Source organism: Saprospiraceae bacterium (assembly GCA_016715965.1).
Taxonomy (GTDB): domain Bacteria; phylum Bacteroidota; class Bacteroidia; order Chitinophagales; family Saprospiraceae; genus Vicinibacter.
Genome location: JADJXG010000001.1, coordinates 3,634,223 through 3,654,870 on the forward strand (window position 1 = coordinate 3,634,223; position 20,648 = coordinate 3,654,870).

Annotated in this window: 19 protein-coding genes; 9 read left to right on the top strand and 10 right to left on the bottom strand. The window is 40.7% G+C overall.

The window, feature by feature from the left end:
• Nucleotides 1-205: 205 nt before the first annotated feature.
• The gene (locus IPM48_14150; GenBank protein ID MBK9272726.1) at nucleotides 206-1,021 is read left to right on the top strand and encodes a helix-turn-helix transcriptional regulator; all 816 of its coding nucleotides are present in this window, start codon (nucleotides 206-208) and stop codon (nucleotides 1,019-1,021) included.
• A gap of 143 nt (nucleotides 1,022-1,164) precedes the next feature.
• On the opposite strand, the gene IPM48_14155 is transcribed toward IPM48_14150, so the two are convergent.
• The 4 genes from IPM48_14155 to mnmE all read right to left on the bottom strand — a co-directional run bounded on the left by IPM48_14155 (nucleotide 1,165) and on the right by mnmE (nucleotide 8,303).
• Nucleotides 1,165-3,507: a T9SS type A sorting domain-containing protein gene (locus IPM48_14155; protein MBK9272727.1), complete on the bottom strand. Its 2,343-nt coding sequence runs from the start codon at nucleotides 3,505-3,507 to the stop codon at nucleotides 1,165-1,167.
• Nucleotides 3,508-3,635: 128 nt separating this feature from the next.
• A complete protein-coding gene (locus tag IPM48_14160; GenBank protein ID MBK9272728.1) occupies nucleotides 3,636-5,090 on the bottom strand; it encodes a hypothetical protein in 1,455 nt (484 codons plus the stop codon).
• A gap of 151 nt (nucleotides 5,091-5,241) precedes the next feature.
• Nucleotides 5,242-6,420, bottom strand: coding sequence for a T9SS type A sorting domain-containing protein (locus tag IPM48_14165; protein MBK9272729.1), 1,179 nt, complete (start codon nucleotides 6,418-6,420; stop codon nucleotides 5,242-5,244).
• A 506-nt stretch (nucleotides 6,421-6,926) separates the two neighbouring features.
• The gene (gene mnmE / locus IPM48_14170) at nucleotides 6,927-8,303 is read right to left on the bottom strand and encodes a tRNA uridine-5-carboxymethylaminomethyl(34) synthesis GTPase MnmE (GenBank protein MBK9272730.1); all 1,377 of its coding nucleotides are present in this window, start codon (nucleotides 8,301-8,303) and stop codon (nucleotides 6,927-6,929) included.
• A gap of 159 nt (nucleotides 8,304-8,462) precedes the next feature.
• Here mnmE and IPM48_14175 point away from each other — a divergent pair, with 159 nt between their 5' ends.
• Nucleotides 8,463-8,840 carry a 6-phosphogluconate dehydrogenase gene (locus IPM48_14175; protein ID MBK9272731.1) on the top strand — a complete coding sequence of 126 codons (378 nt, stop codon included), beginning with the start codon at nucleotides 8,463-8,465 and terminating at the stop codon, nucleotides 8,838-8,840.
• Between the two features lie 117 nt (nucleotides 8,841-8,957).
• On the opposite strand, the gene IPM48_14180 is transcribed toward IPM48_14175, so the two are convergent.
• The 3 genes from IPM48_14180 to IPM48_14190 form a co-directional block, all read right to left on the bottom strand.
• On the bottom strand, nucleotides 8,958-9,458 hold the full coding sequence (locus IPM48_14180) for a peptidylprolyl isomerase (GenBank protein ID MBK9272732.1): 501 nt from the start codon (nucleotides 9,456-9,458) through the stop codon (nucleotides 8,958-8,960).
• Nucleotides 9,459-9,711: 253 nt separating this feature from the next.
• A complete protein-coding gene (feoB, locus tag IPM48_14185; protein MBK9272733.1) occupies nucleotides 9,712-11,793 on the bottom strand; it encodes a ferrous iron transport protein B in 2,082 nt (693 codons plus the stop codon).
• Complete coding sequence (locus IPM48_14190; protein ID MBK9272734.1) at nucleotides 11,790-12,110, bottom strand: ferrous iron transport protein A; 321 nt, start codon at nucleotides 12,108-12,110, stop codon at nucleotides 11,790-11,792. The genes feoB and IPM48_14190 overlap by 4 nt, the downstream gene beginning before the upstream one ends.
• 71 nt (nucleotides 12,111-12,181) lie before the next feature.
• Here IPM48_14190 and IPM48_14195 point away from each other — a divergent pair, with 71 nt between their 5' ends.
• Together IPM48_14195 and IPM48_14200 are read left to right on the top strand one after the other, a co-directional pair.
• The gene (locus tag IPM48_14195; GenBank protein MBK9272735.1) at nucleotides 12,182-12,715 is read left to right on the top strand and encodes a sigma-70 family RNA polymerase sigma factor; all 534 of its coding nucleotides are present in this window, start codon (nucleotides 12,182-12,184) and stop codon (nucleotides 12,713-12,715) included.
• Nucleotides 12,702-14,174: a hypothetical protein gene (locus IPM48_14200; protein MBK9272736.1), complete on the top strand. Its 1,473-nt coding sequence runs from the start codon at nucleotides 12,702-12,704 to the stop codon at nucleotides 14,172-14,174. Before IPM48_14195 ends, IPM48_14200 begins: the two co-directional genes overlap by 14 nt.
• Before the next feature lie 4 nt (nucleotides 14,175-14,178).
• On the opposite strand, the gene rbfA is transcribed toward IPM48_14200, so the two are convergent.
• Nucleotides 14,179-14,547, bottom strand: a complete 369-nt coding sequence (gene rbfA / locus IPM48_14205; protein MBK9272737.1) for a 30S ribosome-binding factor RbfA — start codon at nucleotides 14,545-14,547, stop codon at nucleotides 14,179-14,181.
• A 126-nt stretch (nucleotides 14,548-14,673) separates the two neighbouring features.
• On the opposite strand from rbfA, the gene recG reads away from it, so the two are divergent.
• The 3 genes from recG to IPM48_14220 all read left to right on the top strand — a co-directional run bounded on the left by recG (nucleotide 14,674) and on the right by IPM48_14220 (nucleotide 18,576).
• Nucleotides 14,674-16,788, top strand: a complete 2,115-nt coding sequence (gene recG / locus IPM48_14210; protein ID MBK9272738.1) for an ATP-dependent DNA helicase RecG — start codon at nucleotides 14,674-14,676, stop codon at nucleotides 16,786-16,788.
• Nucleotides 16,789-16,966: 178 nt separating this feature from the next.
• The gene (locus IPM48_14215; protein ID MBK9272739.1) at nucleotides 16,967-17,452 is read left to right on the top strand and encodes an ankyrin repeat domain-containing protein; all 486 of its coding nucleotides are present in this window, start codon (nucleotides 16,967-16,969) and stop codon (nucleotides 17,450-17,452) included.
• Between the two features lie 158 nt (nucleotides 17,453-17,610).
• Entirely contained in the window at nucleotides 17,611-18,576 is a 966-nt protein-coding gene (locus IPM48_14220) for a 3-phosphoglycerate dehydrogenase (protein ID MBK9272740.1), read from the top strand.
• A gap of 1 nt (nucleotide 18,577) precedes the next feature.
• On the opposite strand, the gene IPM48_14225 is transcribed toward IPM48_14220, so the two are convergent.
• Together IPM48_14225 and IPM48_14230 are read right to left on the bottom strand one after the other, a co-directional pair.
• On the bottom strand, nucleotides 18,578-19,168 hold the full coding sequence (locus tag IPM48_14225) for a thioredoxin family protein (protein ID MBK9272741.1): 591 nt from the start codon (nucleotides 19,166-19,168) through the stop codon (nucleotides 18,578-18,580).
• Nucleotides 19,169-19,173: 5 nt separating this feature from the next.
• Entirely contained in the window at nucleotides 19,174-19,857 is a 684-nt protein-coding gene (locus IPM48_14230; GenBank protein MBK9272742.1) for a redoxin domain-containing protein, read from the bottom strand.
• Between IPM48_14230 and IPM48_14235 the strand changes: the two genes are divergently transcribed.
• Together IPM48_14235 and IPM48_14240 are read left to right on the top strand one after the other, a co-directional pair.
• A complete protein-coding gene (locus tag IPM48_14235) occupies nucleotides 19,847-20,104 on the top strand; it encodes a hypothetical protein (protein MBK9272743.1) in 258 nt (85 codons plus the stop codon). The two genes, IPM48_14230 and IPM48_14235, sit on opposite strands and share 11 nt — an antisense overlap.
• 28 nt (nucleotides 20,105-20,132) lie before the next feature.
• On the top strand, nucleotides 20,133-20,648 hold the full coding sequence (locus IPM48_14240; GenBank protein MBK9272744.1) for an alpha/beta fold hydrolase: 516 nt from the start codon (nucleotides 20,133-20,135) through the stop codon (nucleotides 20,646-20,648).

A 20,648-nucleotide genomic window follows, 5' to 3' on the forward strand; every position in this document is an offset into this window, starting at 1 on the left:
AGAAATGAAATAAGCACCTCAACATTCCCGCAAAGGTCAATTCCCCGGAATGAACAAAATAACCCGAAAAGAATTATTAATAGCCCAAAAATATTAATAACTGTTAATTTTGTTTAATAAAATATCATCTATAATATTGATTTTCAAAGAACAAATGATCTTTGTCATTTGAGGAAATGATAAAAATAGCCCAAAAGTAATTTATATGATAGAAAATTCAGTGCACTTAAAACTAATAGAAACAGGTAAAGTACAATCCTCGGCATTTCAAGCTAAAATTCTATACAAGGTATTTTGCTTACAGGGAAAGGGAATATTTGGATTTGGTCCCATCTATCGTCGCGAACTTCAGGCGGGAAAAGTTTTTCTAATCTACAATCCGGAAGAAGCGCTCAATTATCAGTTGGATTCTGAGGCCGATTCAAAAATCATTATACTGGGTTTGCCATTGACTGAACTGCACAAGATGTTTGTTCCTGAGTCCATCGATGCACCGGTCTTTCATCCGGACAATATCAATCGCAAATATTACGAGGAAAAAAACATCAGTCCGGAAATTCATCAAATATTGCAAGGACTTTACCAAAATCAAATGCCGACAAATGCGCAAAGGCTCTATTTACAAGCCAAAGCCATGGAAACACTCAGTTTGTTTTACAGTGGCCGGAACCAGGAACGGGAAAACTGCCCATTCCTCAATGACGAACAAATGGTGAGAAAGCTAAAGCAGGTAAAGGAGACTTTGATCGCCTCCTACCAATCAGCTCCGACGCTGACAGAATTGGCAAGGCAAACCGGTTTGAACGAAAACCAACTGAAAGTGGGTTTTAGAGAAATTTATGGTATGCCACCTTATCAATATTTGCTGAATCATCGGCTGGACATTGCCAGAAACATGCTGTTGTCAGGAAAACACCAGGTCAACGAAGTGGCTGATCACATTGGGTATCAAAACGTGAGCCATTTTATCAGTGCTTTTAAAAAGAAATTCGGGCTGACGCCAAAGAAAATGATGGCTTGAGTAGTAAAATACTATAATTCCCTATTATTAAAAATGGTTAAAGAAATAGAACGCCAAAAAACAAAATACCCAAGCACCCATTAAATAAAAATGGCGGTCCGAATGAACCGCCATATTTAGCTGTATTAAACTTAGGATTGCCTTTATCTGACGATGGTCAATCGAGTTGTAATGCTTTGTTCTGCAGCTGCCAGTCGAACAAAATAGGTTCCGCCAAAACCCAAGCATGCTGTCAAATCTAACTTTATTACATTTTGTCCATTTGCAAACTTGGATTGAAAGATAGATTTTCCATTCAAATCCAATAAGGTAATCGTGCCAGATCCATTGATACCTTCCAACCATACTTCCGCATAATCGCTAGCCGGATTGGGCACAATCCTCATTGTCTCCATTCCAATATCTTCAGCTGAATGATTGTGGTCTCCATCTGTATCCTTGTCTTGGACCAAAACTTTAAGTGCATTTCCGCAAGTCGTGCAGGGTCCTATGTTGTCGCCATGGTTGTAGTGAGCGGCTAATGCATTTTTGTTGATGCATAATGTAATGGGTCCATCGTCGCCAATATGACAAATATTGATTTTATTGTTTGAACATTTCCAGGCATTGCTATAACTATTGTAGTTGAGTAATTGGCTACAATCCGGTATATTGTCACTATTCGCATCCACCGTATCATCTCCTCCGGGACAAACGTCATTGCAATCAGCTATGCCGTCGCAATCGCTATCTGTTTCTGCATTCCCACAGCCACATTGACCAGGAGTTGTTTTATCTGGATCGGTTGGACATCCGTCGTTGCAATCCGCTGTGCCATCATCATCGCTGTCAGTATCTGCCACACCACAACCACAAATACCAGCCGCAATTTTATTTGGATCATTTGGACAGCCATCATTACAATTTGCCGTTCCGTCTCCATCGCTATCCGTATCTGCTACTCCACAACCGCATTGACCAGCCGTGATTTTATTAGGATCGGCTGGACATTCGTCGATGCAATCCGCCGTGCCATCTCCATCGCTGTCCGTATCTGATATACCGCAACCGCAAATGCCAGGTGCCGTTTTACCAGAATCATTCGGACAGCCATCATTACAATTTGCTGTTCCGTCCCCATCGCTATCCGTATCTGCTACCCCACAACCGCATTGACCAGCCAAGATTTTATTAGGATCGGTTGGACATCCATCATTGCAATCCGCTGCGCCATCTCCATCGCTGTCCATATCTGATAAACCACAACCACAAATGCCAGGAGCCGTTTTACCAGAATCATTCGGACAGTCATCATTACAATCAGCCGTTCCGTCCCCGTCGCTATCCGTATCTGCTACCCCACAACCGCATTGACCAGCCAAGATTTTATTAGGATCGGTTGGACATCCATCATTGCAATCTGCCGTGCCATCTCCATCGCTGTCCGTATCTGGTAAACCACAACCACAAATGCCAGGTGCCGTTTTACCAGAATCATTCGGACATCCATCATTACAATTTGCTGTTCCGTCCCCATCGCTATCCGTATCTGCTACTCCACAACCGCATTGACCAGCTGTGATTTTATTAGGATCGGTTGGACATCCATCATTGCAATCTGCCGTGCCATCTCCATCGCTGTCCGTATCTGGTAAACCACAACCACATATACCGGGAGTTGTTTTACCAGAATCATTCGGACATCCATCATTACAATTTGCTGTTCCGTCTCCGTCATTGTCAGTATCTGCTACTCCACAACCGCATTGACCTGCCGCGATTTTATTAGGATCGGTCGGACATCCATCATTGCAATCTGCTGTGCCATCTCCGTCTGAATCCTCTGGATTAATGAATAATACGGTTGCATCATCCATATAGGTTCCGTAGAATCCATTCCACCAGCCTGCATCCATTCCTCCATCTTCAAAATAAATATACCTGACTCCGGATGGATATCCCGAGAAGGTATGGCTATGCGTGATTCCTGAAGTTGGTGCAAACAATGGTACTCCTGTAGAACCCCAATTGATGCTTGCCAAAACATTGTTACCTGCGTCTCGTAACTCAATCCTAAGATAATACAAATCCAAACTATTTCCTGAGGGGTAAGTGCAGAATGCATTTGTCCAGCCAGTGGAGAAAGTTTCCGCTACATAGATATCCGGAGAAGAATCCAGCCATGAAGCATTTATCCCTTTAGAAATCAAATCAATGGTCTGAGACTTCCGATTCCAACTCAAAGACCCGCATCCTCCATAGGTACTTGAAAACCCGGATCCTGGCCTTTGGCCAAATCCAGGTGAATTACCAGATACTTGTAATATGTTCCATCCAGTTGTGACCGGAGCATTTCCTACAGGATTCTCCAATAAATTACCACAGTTGTCCTGAGCATTTAATTCAGTCAACAAGAGAGGTGTCTGAGCCAACATTAAAAAAATAATTACAAGTTTGGCAAGAAAGTTATTTCTTTTAAAATCAAGATTTGTTTGAAGTTTTTTCATGTGTTTAATTTTAGTGAATAAGCAAATTAATTGTTTTATTAGCGTTAAAAAAAATAGCATTTTTGGGAATGCTGCATCAATAAAAATGAGTTGGCAATTTAAAAATTGCCAACTCAGGTGATCAAAATTTATCTAATCAGAACCAGATGTTTTGTGATTATTTTATGTTCTGTAACCAATCTTATAATGAAAGTACCATTTGTGCCATTCAAAATGGTATGATCCAATTTAATAGTTTTTTGTCCTTCAAATAATTTTGACTGCCAGAATACCTTACCATGTAAATCTAAAAGGTACAAGCAGCCATCCTCATTCAATCCTTCAAACCATACTTCCGCATAATCAGAAGCCGGATTGGGAACAATCCTCATTGTCTCCATTCCAATATCTTCAGCTGGATGATCGTGGTCTCCATCTGTATCCTTGTCGTGGACCAAAACTTTAAGTGCATTTCCGCAAGTTGTGCAGGGTCCTATGTTGTCGCCATGGTTGTAGTGAGCGGCTAATGCATTTTTGTTGATGCAAATGGAATGCGGATTGTTGCCATTGTGACAAACTATGATTTTATTTGCTCCACATTTCCAATCATCACTGTAATCACTATAATTTAGCAATTGGCTACAATCCGGAATAAGGTCTCCGTTGTTGTCGACCGAATCATCTCCTCCGGGACATACGTCATTGCAATCGGCTATGCCATCACAATCACTGTCAGTTTCTGCATTACCACAACCACATTGACCAGGTTCTGTTTTGCTATCATCTTCAGGACAATTGTCCTCGCAATCTGCAGTGCCGTCGCCATCAGTGTCAGTATCTACTACTCCGCAACCGCAGATACCAGGTTCGGTTTTAGTAGGATCATCTGCACAAGCATCAATGCAGTCAGCAGTGCCATCTCCATCTGAATCCGTATCAGGAAATCCACAACCACATTGACCTTCAACAATTTTATCCGGATCGGATGGACATTCATCAATGCAATCTGCTGTACCGTCTCCATCCGTATCCAATGCATTAAAACTAAAAGCATCTATTAAATTTCCACAAGTAGGTCCACAGCTTCCTGTAATGGCAACCAACCGAATTCTTGTTGTTGTTTGTCCAGCAGGAACCAGATAAATGCCTGAGTACACTCCCCAAGAACCCGTACCGTCTGACATCAGTTGAACGTTCGTAAAGGGACCCGCCGGAGGCCCCATTTCAAGATGTGCTATCTCTACTGTTACCCTACCACGGTGGGCGATCGACCATTCGTAGGATGCTCCAGGAACTGTGCATACATCTTGATAAAGTCTATCTAAACAATTCGAATTTAGTTCTATATAATTAGAGCCTTCGTGGGAAGGAACTCCTAAATATCCACTGCCCCATACTTCAATACCGCAGGTAGTTGTCCAACCATTAGAACTACCAAAGAAGGCAATCCCACCTGCTGGCACTCCCCAAGCTTCAAATCCACCATTAACAAGTCCTGGATTTACACAGGTACATTGCCCTGAAACAATGGTCGGAGAGAAGCTTGCGAAAACAAGAAAATAAATGAACAAATAAAGACCTGTAAGTCGTTTTGTATTTTTCATAAAATTTGTTTTAAAATAAAAAATGTAAAGAGACAACTTATAATTACCGGATTCAATCAAAGATTTCTGGTATTAATTGAAGTCCAGGTGTGATTTCTTATAAAATGAGTTGGTAAAATCAATTTTTTACCAACTCATTTTTTATTTAACCTTATTCAGTAATGACAAGATATTTGGTGATGATATTATTCTCAGAAACCAATCTGATCAAATATGTGCCAGCTGCTCTATCCAGTAAACTACCATCCAATCTAATGATGTTTTGACCCGCAGAAAATTTCGTTTGCCAATGAACTTTACCGTTCAAATCAAGTAAGCTTACAATACCTGGTGCATTCAATCCCTCCAACCATATTTCAGCATTATCAGAGACAGGATTGGGGACAATTTTCATTGCTTCAGAAGCCTGGTCTTCCAAAGAATGGTCATGGTCTCCTTCTACATCCTCATGAATATCTTTGACTTTAATTGCATTTCCACAAGAGGTACATGGTCCAATTTGGTCACCATGATTAAAATGGGCTGGAAGAGCATTTTTATTGATGCAAATAGTGTGTGGATTATTATCATTATGACAAACCATAATCTTATTTTTTCCACATTTCCAATCATCACTATAGGCATCGTAATTTAGCAATTGGCTACAATCCGGGATATTGTCACCATTTGCATCGACTGTATCATCACCTCCCGGACAGATGTCATTACAGTCCGCTACCCCATCACAATCGCTATCGGTGTCTTCATTTCCACATCCACAAATGCCAGGCTCAGTTTTGAATGGATCGTCGGGACACTGATCACAAACGTCCATGGTACCGTCCCCGTCACTGTCTTCAAATTCAACTATAAATTGTGGGGTTACCCAATCTGGAACATCATTCCATTTACCCAAGCCGCCAAAATTTGTGACTGTATAATCCTCATCACCTAAATTATTTGGCTCTCCGGGCCACCAGTCGGTAAAAGTTAGAGGCTCACCGGAATGCCACTCAAAAGTTCCTTCTACTGCAAGATCACTCAGCCCAATGGTTATATACCCCGGAACCAAAGGAGACAACCAGGCATTTTCTGCCGCAGAATTAATACTGGCTAGGTAACCACCCGCTGCCGTGGCATCCCCGTAGGCCAAAGATGGATTGGTGCCATAATTGGACAAATAATAATGGTGTCCTTCAAAACTGCCCAAATAGGAATATCCGTCGATTGAACACTGCCCAAAAACCTTGTCTCCAGGCCACAACAGAATTAGAATTAAGAAAAATTGCCCCAAATAGATTGCGGGCTTCCATTCCAGTGGAAGGCATTTGCCTTGAATCTGAATTTTCATAATAAAGAATTTATTGTTTACTTAAAAAAAAATACCCTTTATTTGAAATAGCGAATTTCTAAATCCATGGAATTGGGCCAAATTTATGTATTTAAATCTATCCGTGTGCCAAATCTTTTTTCAAAAATCATGAAATAATAAAAAAATTACAAATTTTTAATATTTGTATATTTATGATATTCATTTGAAATCTTTTATATAGTAATATTATAAATTATATAACTAATATGCTGGAATTTTATTTGTTAAATCACCCAATATTGCGCCATCAAGTTGCATCAGTTTGAAATAATTTCAAATTATTTATTAGAATTTTAGCAGCCTTGCAAAATACCTACTAATTTTTTCTTGAGTGGGGCCTTCAAGTCATATTTTTGATCAAATAGCCGGAATTGGACCTATAAGATGTGTAAGCATACCTGAGCAATCTGGAGCACGCCCAATTATAATCTTGTTTGTCCATGCCACCCCCCTAAAAATTCAACAGGTTGCAATGATAATTGGCCTTACTTTCCAATACAGAACTTCCCAAAGATATTGCCCAGGATCTCGTCGTTGGTGATCTGGCCGCTGACCTCTCCAAGATGGTGCAGAACGGATCTGAGATTTTGGGCGACAAGATCCGTGGTAAGGCCAGTTTGGATACCTTCGCGGGCAATGCTGATATCACGGCTGGCTTGTTCGAGCGCATTGCGATGGCGCGCGTTGATGGCGATGCTGTCCTCATGGATGGTATTAGAACCAAGTACTTTAGAGAGCAAGATTTTTTTGAGTTTTTCAATTCCCTTACCCGACCTGGCGGATATTTGCAGAAAACTGTCCGGCAAATTCTCTGCATGGTTACTCCCCGATTGGGCGATTAGATCTGATTTGTTGGCGATGAGAATTCTCTGATCTGGATCTGCTTCCATGCCACTGACATCTTTTTGTGCTTCTTCCAAACTCAACTCGCTGGAATCATAAACATAAATCAAAATCGAGGCCTTTTTTATTTTTTCATAACTTCTTTGAATGCCCATGGCTTCCACCTGATTTTTGGCCTCTCTTAAGCCGGCGGTGTCGATCAGATGAAACAGGATCCCCTCTATATTTAGTTTCTCCTCAACAGTATCTCTTGTAGTGCCGGGGATATCAGAAACGAGTGCCCGGTCCTCTCCCAGTAAACTATTGAGAAGCGTGGATTTGCCTGCATTGGGTCTGCCGGCTATGACGGTTTGAACCCCGTTTCTAACTGCATTGCCGAGTTGGAAGGAACTCAATAATTTCTCGATCCTTTCCGAAATATGATCCAACAGACCAAGTAATTTGGTCCTGTCGGCAAATTCGACATCCTCTTCCGCAAAATCGAGCTCCAGCTCGATCAATGAGACAAAGTCCAATAGCGCCATTCGCAGGTCTTCGATTTCATTTTTTATTCCTCCTTTGAGCTGATTGATGGCCAATTGATGGGCCGCGCGGGTCTCCGAAGATATTAAATCTGCAACAGCTTCCGCCTGAGAAAGGTCCATTTTGCCATTAAGCCAGGCTCTCCTTGTAAACTCTCCCGCCTCCGCGGGTCTCACTCCCTTGGAGTAAAGCAGGCTAAGTACTTCCTGCAAGATGTACACTGAACCATGGCAACTGATCTCTACCACGTCTTCTCCGGTGTAAGAATGCGGAGCCCTGAAAACCGAAATCAATACTTCATCAATGGTCTGGCCCTTAGAGGAGACCATTTTGCCAAAATGCAAGGTATGGCCTTCAACTTTAGAAAGATCCCTACCCTCAAAAAACTTTTGGGTGACTACTATCGCATCCGGACCGGAGACCCTGATCTGCCCTACTGCCGACATGGTCGGAGCGGTAATGGTAGCAGCAATTGTATCCCGGACCAAGGCATTCATTGGACAAAATTAGACTTAATTACTTGATTCCACCGGGCATTCTGGGTTTCAGATTATAAGCTTGAGACAAAAAATCTGAATTGTGCTTTCACCCATGAGACAAATCTTTACCTTTGTTTTATGAGCGCTGGAGAAATTGCAGGAATCGCCTGGAAATATATTAAAAAAGGATTGATGTGGATTCTTGTGCTAAGCTTTTTATCCTTTCTTTCCTGGTTTTTATTTATCTATTTTGCCAATTACAGTGAAGGCTCTCGCACCGGATACGTCACCAAGGTCAGTCATCGCGGCGTGGTCTTCAAGACCTGGGAAGGCGAGTTGAACTTTGGTTTTTTTGGAATTGGAGGACAAACCGGAAAACCTTCAGAAAATATATGGCAATTTTCGGTGGCTGATGATGAGGTAGCCCTTGAAGTTCAGAAAGCCTCTGAGACGGGACACAAGGTGACTTTATTCTATAAACAGAAATATAAAAAGCTGTTTTTCAGAGGAGATACAGAATACCTTGTCTATAAAGTAGAACACGTCAAAGAATAATACCACAAATCTTTTTCGAATAAAGACCATTCGATTTTCAATAATACCCTTAGATGAATGGCATAAGTGTTTAACCTAGGATCCATCAAGCCAACTGAATCAAAGAAACGGGAGAAACTACTTTATTTCTCCACTGTTTGTGATGCTTACTTTGGCACTTGTTGCTCCGGAACGACTACCCACGGCCTCCATCTTTGCCACGACGTCCATTCCCTCGGTGACTTTTCCAAAAACCACGTGTCTTCCATCCAACCATGGGCAGGGAACCGTCGTAATGAAAAACTGACTTCCGTTGGTATTGGGTCCGGAATTGGCCATAGACAGCAGGCCGGGTTCTGAATGCTTTAAGTTGAAGTTTTCATCATTAAATTTATTGCCGTAAATGGATTTACCGCCAGTGCCATTGTGATTGGTAAAATCACCTCCTTGGCACATGAATTGGGGTATAATCCGATGAAAACCACTGGATTTATATCCAAATCCCTTTTCGCCTGTACACAAGGCCCTGAAATTCTCAGCGGTAAGAGGCGTTACATCGGCAAACAATTCGAAAACAATGCGTCCGGCAGACTCGTCGCCAATAGAGATGTCAAAGTAAACTTTAGGATTAGATTTCATTTTGTTGGTGGAAATTTTGACCTGTGCGGAAAGTGGATGTAAACCTGTCAGAGAAAGACACAAAATACCAACCGCAAAGGAGTAAACTGATTTCATTTGGAAAAATTTACAGCCAAAACGTAAAGAGCGACAAATTGTTTCAATTTGCTTTTAGATTTTAGAGGGTCCTTGCTGTAATTTATAAAAAATCTTCAAGACCATTTTGGATATCTTGTATATTGGGCCAATCTTCCAATGAAAATGTTCCTGAGAATTAGAAAAAATTCCAAACCGCAAAACTGGCCAACCAAGCCAAAACACCCATGTAGAGAAACTGCCCCAGAGCCCACGACCATTTGCCGGTTTCCCTCTTCATCACCGCAAGGGTGCTCATGCATTGCATGGCAAATGCATAGAAAACCACCAGACTCAATGCGCGCTTTGAAGTAAAAAATGGAGATCCATCTTTTGATGTTTCAGCCGCCATTTTCTCTCTAAGCGTACTTATTTCAGTATTGGGACCAAGGCTGTAAATAGTGCTCATCGTCCCTACGAATACTTCTCTGGCGGCGAATGAGGTGATCAAAGCAATGCCTATTTTCCAATCAAATCCCAATGGCTGGATCAGGGGTTCAATCCGGTGACCAATCTGACCCGCGAATGAGTTTTCCAAAACCATCGACTCAACAAAATTGGATGACTGCTCACCCTTTAGCCCGATCCGATTGGCTTCCCTCTGAGCTTCTTTTCTGGCATTTTCCATTTGACCCGGAAAGGAATAATTGGCCAAAAACCAGAGTATAATCGCTATCATCAATATGATCTTTCCCGCTTCCATTACAAATGAATTTACCTTATTCTTGATGAGCACCCATACCTGGGTCCACTGAGGGATTTGATAAACGGGCAGTGGCATGGCCAATAAGCTGCTCTCTCTGACAGGCAGCAGCAAATGCAATATAAACGCAGTGAGCAATGCGGCCAATATTCCCATCAAATACAATCCGGTAAAAACCAGGCCTTGCAAATTAAATATCCCTCCAATTCGATCCGCAGGTATGATAAAACCCACAAGGGCTGCATACACCGGGAGTCTTGCAGAACATGGAATCAATGGAATTACAAATGAAGTGAGCAATCTCTCACGACGATTTTTGATGCTTCTGGTGGACAGGATGGCAGGAATGGCGCATGCGCCACCGCTAATCAAACCGATGACTGATCGCCCGTTGAGTCCTATTTTGGAAAGCAAATGATCCAATAAATAGACAACTCTTGCCATATATCCGGTTTCTTCCAAAATGGCCATAAACAAAAACAGGATCGCAATTTGGGGTATAAAAACCATAATTCCTGCCAATCCGGGAATCAAGCCTTTGGTCAGAAATGAGGTAAGATCGTTTGCAGGCAACCAATGCATGAGTTGATTGGCCAGCCATGCAAAGGAGTGGTCGATGATATCCATTGGCCATTGTGCAAATGAAAAAATCATTTGAAAAATAAACAAGATGATACCTAAAAATATAAACAATCCAATGATCGGGTGGGTCAGCAACTTGTCCAATCGAAAAGTAAATAAACCCTGACCGGTTAAGCCATCCGTTTGATTCATTTTTTTTGAATCGGCAAGCCAGGTATCAATTATTGCGTATCGCCGCATGGTGTCTTCTATCTGAAATTGCAGTTGAATTCGTTTTTTTGAACTACTTGAACCCAACGGATCAAAGGCTTGCTTAAAAACGGCCTTTGCATTCTCAAATGGATTGGGACCATAGGGAAGTTCCAACTGTGTCAATAAAGCCAGATTGTAATAATCTTTATCGAATGAAGTTTGTGTAAAATTGGAATCGATATTTTCCCCAATCATTTGCCTTAACAAATCCAGGTTCTCACCATTGCGATTGCTGACAGCAATCACCTTAACATTAAATTGCCGGGTCAATAAATTTACCCAAAATGAGACTTGTTCTATGGATACCTGATCTGAATTGGTCAGGCAAATCATTAAAGGTATGCCTAAATCTGCCAACTGTGTGAGCAACAAAAGTTGCTTGTCCAAGAGGCTGATGTCAGCAACATAAAGCGCCAGATCAGGATACAATGGATGAGAGGGATCAGTAAGGCAGGAACTCAACACTTTTTCATCTTCCGATATGGGATACAGGCTATAGGCTCCGGGAAGATCAATCAACATGGTCTGGCTAACACCGGGATTGGCTAAAATGGCAGTTTTGGCTTCCACTGTTACACCTGGAAAATTTCCCACTCGCTGATTTAATCCAGAAAGAGCATTAAAAAGGCTGGACTTGCCACTGTTTGGGTTTCCAATGAGGGCCAACTTCATGTGCTCGATCATGGTTGATTGATTCGTTGGGTCTCAAAGCTTTGCCATTCTCTTTTGCTCAATGCATAGAATGAATGATCCATTTGTACGTAATAGGACCCGCCAAATGGCATTTTTCGGATGATCCTGATGGTTTTTCCGGGATAAAACCCAAGGCTTAAAAGCCTTATACCTATATTAGGGTCCTTGATTTTTAAGATAAGGTATTCCAATTTTAGAATTAATATGTACCAAAAAGGCTGGCAAAGATAGCTTGTTATATCCTTGTCATCTCTATGATGCCATCTTTTATTGGGCCCGATGGCTCCCCAAACACAAAAAACCAGCACTCAGGCAGCGAATTTTAGCTAATTTCGTTTTAACAAGACAAATTCATCCGGTGGATCTCACGCTGAAATATATGAATGAAGAATCTGATTTGATACAGGCATGTATCAGAAAAGAGGAATGGGCTCAGCAGAGGTTGTACGAAGATAACTATAAAAAGATGTTGACGATTTGTATGAGATACGCGGGTTCGGAAGAAGATGCTGTTGATATTTTGCATGATGGTTTTTTTAAAATATTGACACATTTGACCAGTTATGAACCCAATACATCTCTGCAGGCCTGGATGAACAGAATCATGGTCAACACCTGCATTGATTATTACCGATATAAAAGCAAGCGATACACGACCGAAATTGACACTGTAATGGATCTAAAAAGTCCATTTGTCAATCCATTGGACACCATTACTATTGAAGAAATTATGACCGCTGTGCAGACCCTTCCTGAAACCTACCGATCGGTCTTCAATCTTTACATCATTGATGGGTATTCCCACAAAGAAATATCAGTTAAATTAAACATCACTGAAAGTACATCCAGATCCAATCTGGTCAAAGCGAGGCAGAAATTGAAAGAATTATTGCGAACAGATGAAGAAAAGTGAAAAATTTGACGAATGGTTGAAAGACCGCCTGGATCATTACAATCCAGCAGAAACCCACAAAAACAAAGTATGGGATCAATTGAAGCAATCCTTGAAAAAACATCAGGACGAGGAAGTCTTATTTGATCAATTCATTAAGGACAAATTGTCCAAATACGAGCATTCCGCACCCAAATCTGATTGGAATCATTTTTTAATCAAATATAGAGAGAGGGCTGCAAGAAGGCGAAGAATCATGGGAATCAGAGTGGCTGAATTAAGCCTTTTAATTTTACTGCTACTGACTTTTGACAAGTTTTACAAGCAATATATGCCAATACATGATGAGTTAAGGTCTGTTGACAATTCATCCATTGATAAAAACTCTTATGAAAAAAACACAAGCCATTTTTCCCAGCTCAATAAGCCAAACACATCTGATAAAGAGAGCTTCATGCCCCGAAGTGAGAAATCACAATCATATACTGATCAGAAAATAAAGGCAAATCAACAAAAGGACCGTCGTATTAAAAATAAAAGTTGGAACAAAAATTATTCAAATTCTCAAATCAATTCAAAGGGTAATGATTTGACTTTTACCCAAACTGAAACGGAACCTACAATTCTTTTCACTTCCAGTGAGTCCTCTGAACAAGTCAATGAAAATTCAGCAGGTCTTCTTCAAATCCCTACAACAAATCAGGAATTGGAAGACATTCAATGCCTGGATCGAAAAGAAACATCCATTTTATTTTCACCAAAAATGGAGGGGGTCATGTTTTCCAGATGGATCTCACACAAAACCAAAGAATTTACAATTTGGGCTCATGCTCAATCAGGTGCCGGGATTAATTTCATCAGGACCCCACATGACATTTTATTAGGTGATCATCCACAAAAAAGAATTGGGAATCTTGTACTTGCAAGAGCTTCCGTTTTGTTTGATCACGGAAGATGGAATCTTGAGTCTGGTATTGAGTACAGTGTGTTGAAAGACCAGCCAAAAATTTGCGACATTTATAAACACCAATCCGGTGATTTTTACAAATCTGAACTGAGCTCCTCCAATTATCAAATTTTGGAAATTCCAATTTTAGCCCATGTGGTGATATTATACACCGGCCCTGTGTCGATGACCCTTGGTGGAGGAATTTCGGTCGCGGCCAATCTGTCCAGTCAATTTTCAAGGAAGGATGAAATATATAATGTTACCCCGACTCAGGGTGTCAGCTTTATTCCGAGATTAAGTTATCTGGATGAAAAACCATATATCAACGGCTTACTCCGGCACGAAGAGTTTAATCAGAATTCTTTTGCCAATTTGATTTTAATGTCCAGAATATATTACAGACATCGATCCAATCTTCGGTTTTTTTCTGAAGTACAGTTTAAGAAAATGTTGAGCAGTTACGGATTTGGTCCTCTTTCCGATTACTACCGGCAAATTGGCATATCCTTAGGCGTCTCCCGGAAAATTTAATTCATTAATCTTCTCCAAACTGCTTTTCGTCATGGAGTTTTTTAAAAAGTGCCTCCAATCGGTAGACTTCCGTCAAAGTATCATCCAAATAGAATCTTAATTCAGGCATTACTCTTAATTGTTTTCTGAGTTTTTGGTGCAAAGCGTGTTTTAACCTGGGGTAATTTTCTTCCATCATTAAAATCACTTCCTGATGATTTTCATTGTTAAATATACTGAGATATACTTTTGCGAGTGCCAAATCCGGACTCATTTTAACACCAGTAACTGTGACCAGGGCATCGCCGTACACATATTTTCCTTCCTCAGTGAGAATCATGCTAAATTGCCTTCTGATTAATTCTCCGATTTGCTTTTGTCTGATGGATTCCATAATAATCGTGTAAGGTGGTTTAAAATGAGCGGCTGGCCCTCTCAAAGACATTTCGATTGTCCTCCCCAAAATAAGAAAAAAATATACCATATTGTTCTAAACTAGGGTTTATTTTGTGTCTGGAACATGAATTCATTCTTAAAACCTGACAGTCCAATTGAGTATCTCAAGGGTGTTGGACCTCAAAAAGGTGCCCTCCTTAGAAAACACCTGGGTCTGGAAGATGTACAAAGTCTTTTATTTTATTTTCCATTTCGCTATGTGGACAAATCTCAAATTAATTCTATCTTCCAATGTACGGAAGAAGGCCGGTGGGTTCAGCTAATGGCTAAAGTGATTGGCTTGGTAGAAAAAGGGAGCGGTAGCAGAAAACCTCTGATTGCTGAGATTCAGGATTCCTCCGGGAGCTTAGAATTGATTTGGTTTCAAAGTCAAACTTGGGTTCAAAATAATCTTGTACCGGGCAAGTACTACCGATTTTATGGAAGGTTGCAGAAATCGGGGTATGGATTGTGCATCAGTCATCCGGAGTTTGAAGAAGTTGACAATCCCGCCAATTACATACCGAGACAACCCTTTGATCCCGTGTATTCGACCACTGAAGCCCTTGCCGCCAAAGGCTTGGACAGTCGTGGCATTCGTCGTCTAATGGATCAACTTTTTCAATCCATTGACCTGAGGTCAATCCATGAGAACCTTCCGGAGTACATCCTTAAAAGATATCATTTGCCACACCGAAGGGAGGCGCTCATGTGGATTCATTTTCCAGCAAGTCTGTCCCATATTGAAATTGCCAGATCCCGCTTTAAATTTGAAGAATTGTTTAGCCATCAGCTTCGAATCATTCATGGTAGAATTCAGCGCAGCATCCTCAAACAAGGATATGTATGGAATAAGCCGGGAAGACTTTATCAACAATTTTGCGCAAAACATTTGCCATTTGAACTCACCCTTGCTCAAAAAAGAGTTATTGAAGAAATATTGAGAGATTTTGGATCAGGTCATCAAATGAACCGATTGTTGCAAGGAGATGTAGGCAGCGGTAAAACCATTGTGGCCTTCTTGATGATGCTTGTTGCTCTGGATCACGGTTTTCAAGCTTGTATCATGGCTCCAACTGAAGTCCTGGCGCATCAGCATTATACAGGTTTTGCCGAATTACTTGACAAATTGGGTTTAAAAACTGCATTGCTCAGTTCACAGGTGAAAGGTCGGAAAAGAAAGGAGATTTTAGAACAATTGGAAAAAGGTGAATTACAAATTATCATTGGCACCCATGCCTTGATTGAAGATCAGGTAATTTTTCAAAATTTAGGTTTTGTGGTGATTGACGAACAACATCGTTTTGGGGTGGAGCAAAGGTCAAAATTATGGTCTAAGAGCAAATCCCTTCATCCCCATGTACTGGTGATGACTGCAACACCTATTCCAAGGACTTTGGCCATGACTTTGTATGGTGACCTGGAGGTTTCCATCATTGACGAACTGCCTCCCCACCGCAAAGAAATCAAGACGATGCATATTAGAGATCGGCATCGTCCTGAATTGGTCCGGTTTATGCGCCAACAAATTGCAGAAGGCAGGCAAGTTTACATCGTATATCCTTTGATTGAAGAATCCGAAAAGTTGGATTTGGAAAACTTGCAATTGGGATATGAAAAATTGTTAAGCTTTTTTCCATTGCCTCAGTACCGGATCGCAGTCGTGCATGGCAAATTGAAATCCGAAGATAAAAATTTGGAAATGAATCGTTTTGCAAAAGGCATTGCCCATATCATGGTGGCTACAACCGTTATAGAGGTAGGAGTCAATGTGCCAAATGCATCTGTAATGGTCATAGAAAATGCAGAAAGATTTGGTCTATCCCAACTGCATCAACTCAGAGGACGCGTTGGAAGAGGACCGGCACAATCCTATTGTATTTTGATGAGTTCCAATAAATTATCAGATGATGCAATGGCAAGACTTCAAATTATGGTAGATACCAATGATGGATTTAGAATTGCAGAAGAAGATCTTAAAATCAGGGGACCCGGAGACCTGGCCGGTACCAAGCAGAGCGGTTTGATCGAGTTAAAAGTAGCAGATCTTGTGGAGGACCAACAGCTCTTGCTCGCAGCAAGGAAGCTCGCTGAAGCCATCCTGCAAAGGGACCCTCAACTCTCTCATCCTCAAAATGTCCTCTTGAAAAAGTGGATTGGAGGTCTCGATAAAAAACCAGGCTGGGACAAAATTGGCTAGGATAAATTTACTATATCTATATGTTTTACAACACTTTATAATTTATAAAAGCATAACAAATCCAATTTGCTCTTTTCCAAAAATAAGCGTATCAAACAATTTTGAGAGGATATAGGCAGCATTTAGTAATATTGTGGGGTCAAAGAAGACAAACAAATTATATTGATCAATTAAATTTATGAAAAAGATGAGTCAAATTATCCAGTTATTTATGATTGTTCTTTTGGTGAGTTCAGTCCTTTCAGCCCAAAGCAATGTCCAAAAAGCCATTGATCAAAAAGACTATAAAACAGTTCAAAAACTTAACAAGGAATTGAATTTACCTTTCGAGAGTGAAGGGATCAAATTGAGTCCATTGTCCTATGCCAGCATCAAAGGAGACGCGGAAATGGTGTCTTTACTGATTAAAAACGGAGCTAAGGTAGGTTTGATCTCTGAAGGTTATGATGCTTTGATGTATGCGGCCAAAGGAGGCAATCTAGAATGTGTTCAAATTTTGATCAATGCAGGCGCAGATGTTCTGAATGAAAGTGTAGAAGGCATGACGGCACGCGATTATGCTGTTCAGGCAGGCCATTCTGACGTAGCCGTTTATCTCAACGAACAATTGTCAGCCAGCCTTGAAAAAAGGAGAGCTGCAGCAAGAACCAAGTCCAGCCGTTAATAGAAAGGATCATTCGATTTAAAAAATATCAATCTGTTCAAAAACACAGTCAATTCTGACTGTGTTTTTTTTTTGTTTTATAGAACTATAAAATGCATCCAATGATTTATTTCTAATAATTGAGCAAGCTACTACCTTTGCAGCTTAATCAGTCAAATATGGGTTGGAAGATACATATCAATGATGGGATGGAGTCCAGCGGAGTTCAGGCTCTTAAAAATGCAGGGTTTCAAGTGAGTGAAGATAAGATCGAGCAGGAAGACCTCCAAAAACAAATCCACTCTTTTGATGGAATCATTATTCGAAGTGCCACCAAGATCCGGAAAGAAATCATCGATGCCGGCACTAAATTGAAATTTATAGCCAGGGGTGGAGTTGGGCTAGACAATGTGGATGTGAGTTACGCGCTGCAGAAAGGTATTCAAGTGATCAACACCCCGGCCTCCTCTTCTATTTCTGTAGCAGAATTGGCGTTTGCCCACATGCTTTCTTTAAGCAGGGGGCTGCAGGAACACCAGACCAAAATGAATTCAGGGGAAAGCTTTACTGAACTGAAAAAAAAATACAGCCAATCTTCTGAGGTAAGCGGAAAGCAACTGCTGTTGATTGGTTTTGGACGAATCGCCCGAGAGTTGGCAAGAATGTGTCTTGGACTCCAGATGAAAATTACGGTTCACGACCCTTTTTTACAAAAAGCTTCTCTCACCTTTGAAATGGAACAACAGAAGTTCCAAATACAATTCCCAATGGTTTCATTGGATGAGGGTATTGGCAGTGCTGACTTCATCAGCATCCATGCGCCGTTTTCGGGACAAGCCATTCTTGGGGCCAATGAATTTTCAAAAATGAAAAAAAATGCCATCGTCATCAACACTTCAAGAGGAGAAAACATTGACGAAGTCGCTCTAATCGATGCTTTGGATAAAGGTATTATATCCGGGGCAGGATTGGATGTTTTTCATGGAGAACCCAATGTTCATTCTGGCATCTTATCGCACTCCAAAATCAGTAAAAGCCCTCACATAGGTGCCTCTACCATCGAGGCCCAGGAGCGAATTGCCAATGAGTTGGTTGATCAGATTCTACAGCTATACCGGCAAAGATTGGAGGTGGGTCTGATTTAAATCAGGATTTCTTTTTTATGCTGCAACCAATGGCTTTTGTAAACGCTGGGTCAGGATCTTTTCCCATATCGAGTGAAGATATGGCCTGCTCCAAATATTTCTCTTTCACCTGCTTTTCATCTCTTGGATTGTCATCGATGGCGCCAATATACTTGACCACCCTGTTCATGTCCAGCAAGAAAACATGCGGTGTTTTTGTAGCACCAAAGCTACTGTACACTTCTTGTTTTGCATCAAAAAGATAAGGAAACTTAAACTTTTTGGATTTTGCCCTTTTTTTCATTTCTTCCGGGCTGTCTTCAGGAACCACCTCAGGGTCATTTGGATTGATCGCTATCACGGGATAACCTTTGTCAGCGTATTTTTTGTTGAGTTCTATCAACCGATCCTCATACATTTTTGCATAAGGGCAATGGTTGCAGGTAAATACAATGACAAATCCCTTTGCTTTGGGAAAATCGGCCATGCTTACCATTTTTCCATTGATGTTTTCCAATTGAAAATCAGCTGCTTTATCGCCAATTTTGTATTGCGCTTCAAGGTTTAAATGAAAATTTAGCAACAAGATGAAAATCATGAACAGTCTATACATGTTTTTTAATTTTTAGATTTTATACAATGATTAATCCAGTCTGAAAGTTCACCGTAGGAATGAAACTCCATCTCTGCAAAACACCTTTTGCCTTTGTATGTCATGAGGGTTGCAGGAATGGCGCCCAGCCAACTTGGTTCGATTGCATCAATGAATGAGTTTGGGTTGGATTCATTCAAAAGGCAAACTTCTGCTGTATAATTATTCTTTTCGAGAAAAGGAATTACTTTTGATTTCAATCGACGCACATCGTCCAGGCTGACCATATAAAGTCTGGTTTGCGTACCACTTGTCTGAACCGCATAATTCTGAAAATAAGGCCATTCTTTGATACAAGGCGCACACCAGGTTGCCCAGAAGTTAAAGATTCGGATGGTATCGTCCTTTTTATCCATTTCCTTCAACAAATCTTTCAACACCAACACTATGGGTTCACGCACCTGACCATTGGCTTTAAAACAGGTAATAGACATCAACAGTATGATCACAATCTGAGTCATCATGAATTTAACGCCTGAAGTTTCAGAATGTTGTTTGCAATAGGACAAGGTTTTATTAATTTTTAATCGTTTAAAAAATCGAATGCTTCGAAAATTTTCAAATGGCAAAAGTAAATTGGCGAATCGACAAGTATCTGATTGATGGATAAAATATATACCTTCGCACTTATTGGATATGATGTCTTCCATCAGTAAATTTTTGTATATTTTCCTGGCCATTGTCATTCTGTATATGGTGGGAATTTTCTTTATTTATATTTTTATTGATTTCATTGTGTTTTCACCGACCAAACACGGACCAAATTATAAGTATACATTCACTCATCCGTATAAAGAAATCAAACTGGATCATCCCAATGGTCAAAAAATCAATATTCTTCAGTTTGAGAGCAAGATTCCCACCAAATCATATCTGATTTTTTCTACACGGAAGTAACAAAAGCGCCGATTACTGGGCTGCCCAGGTGCCTTTTTTTACCAACAGAGGTTTTCGTGTAATTATGCCAGATTATCGCGGGTATGGAAAATCACAAGGCCATCCAACAGAAATTGGGCTATATGAAGATGGTCAAATTGTCATGGGATGGCTAAAAGGTCAGACTACAGAGGATAGTATACTCATTTACGGAGTTGATTTTGGAGCAACAGTTGCCGCCTATATTTCAACCATCAGTCCCTGCAGGCAAGTTATTCTTGACAATCCTGTGTATAGCCTTAGGTCCTGGATGAGAACCAGATTTCCATTGCTGATTTTACCTTATGAATTAAAATACGATTTCAATACATTTGAGTTTATTCCCAATATTATTAGTCCAATGACGATTTTTTATACAAAGAACAACCCGTTTCACAAAAAAGAGGAACTGAAAAATATGGTAGGCTTACTAAGGGATCCAGGCACCGTCATTTGGTTGGAAAACGGAGGTCAAGAGGACCTGGATTTTATTCAATATTTTGACCAGATAAGTAAGAACTATTAG

Coding starts and splice junctions, on each gene's coding strand:
- IPM48_14150 (MBK9272726.1), top strand. CDS start 206: ATGATAGAAAATTCAGTGCACTTAAAACTAATAGAAACAGGTAAAGTA.
- IPM48_14155 (MBK9272727.1), bottom strand. CDS start 3,507: ATGAAAAAACTTCAAACAAATCTTGATTTTAAAAGAAATAACTTTCTT.
- IPM48_14160 (MBK9272728.1), bottom strand. CDS start 5,090: ATGAAAAATACAAAACGACTTACAGGTCTTTATTTGTTCATTTATTTT.
- IPM48_14165 (MBK9272729.1), bottom strand. CDS start 6,420: ATGAAAATTCAGATTCAAGGCAAATGCCTTCCACTGGAATGGAAGCCC.
- mnmE (MBK9272730.1), bottom strand. CDS start 8,303: ATGAATGCCTTGGTCCGGGATACAATTGCTGCTACCATTACCGCTCCG.
- IPM48_14180 (MBK9272732.1), bottom strand. CDS start 9,458: ATGAAATCTAATCCTAAAGTTTACTTTGACATCTCTATTGGCGACGAG.
- feoB (MBK9272733.1), bottom strand. CDS start 11,793: ATGATCGAGCACATGAAGTTGGCCCTCATTGGAAACCCAAACAGTGGC.
- IPM48_14195 (MBK9272735.1), top strand. CDS start 12,182: ATGAATGAAGAATCTGATTTGATACAGGCATGTATCAGAAAAGAGGAA.
- IPM48_14200 (MBK9272736.1), top strand. CDS start 12,702: ATGAAGAAAAGTGAAAAATTTGACGAATGGTTGAAAGACCGCCTGGAT.
- rbfA (MBK9272737.1), bottom strand. CDS start 14,547: ATGGAATCCATCAGACAAAAGCAAATCGGAGAATTAATCAGAAGGCAA.
- recG (MBK9272738.1), top strand. CDS start 14,674: ATGAATTCATTCTTAAAACCTGACAGTCCAATTGAGTATCTCAAGGGT.
- IPM48_14215 (MBK9272739.1), top strand. CDS start 16,967: ATGAAAAAGATGAGTCAAATTATCCAGTTATTTATGATTGTTCTTTTG.
- IPM48_14220 (MBK9272740.1), top strand. CDS start 17,611: ATGGGTTGGAAGATACATATCAATGATGGGATGGAGTCCAGCGGAGTT.
- IPM48_14225 (MBK9272741.1), bottom strand. CDS start 19,168: ATGTATAGACTGTTCATGATTTTCATCTTGTTGCTAAATTTTCATTTA.
- IPM48_14235 (MBK9272743.1), top strand. CDS start 19,847: ATGTCTTCCATCAGTAAATTTTTGTATATTTTCCTGGCCATTGTCATT.
- IPM48_14230 (MBK9272742.1), bottom strand. CDS start 19,857: ATGGAAGACATCATATCCAATAAGTGCGAAGGTATATATTTTATCCAT.